The sequence below is a fragment of the Paramesorhizobium salinisoli genome, assembly GCF_003335045.1.
Classification (GTDB): domain Bacteria; phylum Pseudomonadota; class Alphaproteobacteria; order Rhizobiales; family Rhizobiaceae; genus Paramesorhizobium; species Paramesorhizobium salinisoli.
Genome location: NZ_QOZG01000059.1, coordinates 1 through 2,783, shown reverse-complemented (window position 1 = coordinate 2,783; position 2,783 = coordinate 1). Strand labels below are relative to the sequence as shown.

Here is a 2,783-nt window from a genome sequence, read left to right as displayed (position 1 = left end):
AGGTGCCGATCTCGCTGATGAAATCGGGAGGCGCAACCAGCCCGCCTCCCTGAAGGGAAGCCGGAAAACTCCAGCCTCCGCTGGTCCAAAAACCTGGGGCGGTTCAAAAACCGCCGAGGCTCTAATCACCGCTGGATGAAAGTTCATTGGCAGGTCAATATGACCCCGAATAAAGTGGACACGCTCTAAATTCGTGACGGATTGCTAAATTTCGTGCCAAAATCATTTATTGTCACATTTGCGACATTAGAAAAAACTCATATTCCGCTATAAAAGGCTCTTCAACTAGAAAAGGAGGAAGCTGTGCTAAACCTCAGCAGAAAGAAATTGGGTGTTTTTTTATCGGTTGTCGAAGCAGGAAGTTTTACCAAGGGGGCACGTTGCTCTAGTATTTCAGAGCCCGCTACGATCAGTATTATCAATGAGCTAGAATCTACCTTAGGCGCAAATTTATTTGAAAGAACAGGAAAAATAAGAACTACAAAATTAACACCGCGCGGTCAGGATGTGTATGAAATACTTGCCAAGGCTCTCGCCGTGTATGACCAGATATTGAAGGCACTTCATTCGGAAAAACGGAACGCACCGAAGGTACTCATACAGACGCCGTATGCTTCCGCAGTATCGTGGAATTGGCTGAGTGGTGTAATATCGAAGTTCGACGGGCGTCAAATAAAAATCAATTCTGCGGAGAGGCAGGAAATCTTCCATGCAATAGAAAGCCGTGATGAATGCATGGCCTTTATCGACGGGGATGCGAGGCCGAAAAATAGCGAGTATTTTCCTCTCTATACCAGCGAGATCGTTATGGTCGCATCATATTCGCAAACCAGGGATATCAATTTCAGCGATGGGAACATTTCCTGGGATAAGGTGCCCGAAAATGCCGTTCTCTATTCCGGCATAGCGCCGGATACGACTAAAAAGATCTACGAAAATCTCAAAGGAACCGGAACATGCCCTGGAGAGCTTACGGAGATAAATTGCACTGAAATCCTGCGGCACTTTATATTGGAGTTGGGCGCGCCGGCGCTCCTGCCAAAGATCATGGCGCAATCCCTGCGTAAGGATGTGGATTTGCGTTCGCTTCGGTTCTCTTCGCCAGTTCATGTGCCTCTGGGGCTGGTTCTCCCTTATGGGCAAAACCATCAGTTCAAGTTGAACCGCTCCGACATTCAGACGGCCTTCTCTCAAGGCCAGTGAGTAGTCAAAGCGCGTTGTGCCTCATTGCACTTGGGCAACGCGCTTTAATATTTTGTTTTCAAGCATGCTTCCCAAAACCGGTTCCCACTTTTGGGAAGCATGCTCTAGGTGTAGATCATTCCGCCTGCAAACTTATGGCAGATGGCCTGCGAAATGGAATATGACCATCAAGATTGCGTGTCATGGAACTAAAATTACCAAGCATCGATAACGAATTCGGCAAATTTCCTTCGCATATGCGCAATGTGCGCAACGTTTTTGAATTTTCATTCGCACCAGCGGATCAAGTCGCAAAGCGCTTCCGTAACAACGGAGATATTATGCGTGCGTTCGACAAAGCCTTGCAAACGATCATGGAGACTTCTCTTCCAGATGAGGAGAAGAAAATATTAAATAAATTGCTGGCGGATGAAAAAGATGTCGTATCTTTTTCACAGCTGGCCCGTAACAGCATTATCGCCTTGTAGTGTCAGCTTTTCGCGCGGGGCCCGTTGCATTCTTCTGCCGGTACCAAATTGGCGACTTTATTCACCATTGCCGGAGAGACTGGAATATTTCCATAGCAGGTCCGTACAAAAAACCGATTGCCCTGTTTTTCCAGCGAACCTATAATCTCACGGTTGACCCAATAGGATCTATGAATCTTTAATCCGTTCTCGCGGCGAAGACGTTTTAGTGCCTCGGAGAACGATGCCCGGATATCGGTTCGCCCATATTCCGTAATGACCTCTATATAGTGGCCGAGCGCATGAACAACCAGCACCTTGCCACGCAAACGCTCCGGCAATAGGCTATTCATATTTTCATCATTCTGCTTCGGTTTGAGTTTCCAGAGGAAAAAAAACAAATCCTTATAAAGGACCCAGTAGGTGGTTATAATCATTACGAAATAAGGTATTATTCTCTTAATATCGACAAGATACTCCGTGTAATAGGGTCGGGTGATGATCTTCATGGAATATCTTGCAGAATAAAAATCCAGCAATGCCATTGCGCCTGCCATTGCCACGCCAAAGCAAGCCATGAAATGACGTTTCGTTATTAGGCAGGCTGTCATTGAAATGGTGGATACCAGTATTATGAATAAAATATTAAAAACCACGATATCTTCTACCGTATTAATATAGCAATATGAAGTATAGTTTGTAAGAAAAGGGTGTATTTTTTCCGAGAAAGTATTTATAATAAAGTAAAATGACAAGTATAACGCCAAAAAAAACGTCAAGACGAATGTCACCATTGACCCTCCTATGATCAATGCAAGTTTGTGCGCGATGGCAACCCCGGTCCAAAACGTATATTTCTCTGAACTGATCAGCTTGCACAACCGGCAAAAAGCTGAGGGAACATTTATAAAGGGAAAGGAAATTCGAGCAATGAAGTGCTTATTCATTTCCATTTCTAGCAAAGACATTTTGTGGCGTTCCTCCCAGATTATGTGAATACTTTTAAAGGTAGTGTCCAGAATCTTTCGCCCTTTTTATGAGGCGACGGCTCCGTGGGTTGAGGTCTGCTCCGCGTAGAGCGGGTCCATATTCATGTATTTGCGCGTCGACCACTGACTGCCCGCGATGTGCCTC

The 2,783-nt window shown here is 45.4% G+C and carries 3 protein-coding genes; 2 read left to right on the top strand and 1 reads right to left on the bottom strand.

The window, feature by feature from the left end:
* Positions 1–303: 303 nt before the first annotated feature.
* Positions 304–1,203 carry a LysR family transcriptional regulator gene (locus DUT91_RS24690; protein WP_114443022.1) on the top strand — a complete coding sequence of 300 codons (900 nt, stop codon included), beginning with the start codon at positions 304–306 and terminating at the stop codon, positions 1,201–1,203.
* Positions 1,204–1,385: 182 nt separating this feature from the next.
* Positions 1,386–1,670, top strand: a complete 285-nt coding sequence (locus tag DUT91_RS24685; protein ID WP_114443021.1) for a hypothetical protein — start codon at positions 1,386–1,388, stop codon at positions 1,668–1,670.
* Between the two features lie 2 nt (positions 1,671–1,672).
* On the opposite strand, the gene DUT91_RS24680 is transcribed toward DUT91_RS24685, so the two are convergent.
* Entirely contained in the window at positions 1,673–2,617 is a 945-nt protein-coding gene (locus DUT91_RS24680; protein ID WP_114443020.1) for a LytTR family DNA-binding domain-containing protein, read from the bottom strand.
* Positions 2,618–2,783: the final 166 nt, after the last annotated feature.

What these genes read in the sequence shown, in the direction of transcription:
- DUT91_RS24680 (WP_114443020.1), bottom strand. Translation starts at nt 2,617, where the DNA reads ATGTCTTTGCTAGAAATGGAAATGAATAAGCACTTCATTGCTCGAATT.
- DUT91_RS24685 (WP_114443021.1), top strand. Translation starts at nt 1,386, where the DNA reads ATGGAACTAAAATTACCAAGCATCGATAACGAATTCGGCAAATTTCCT.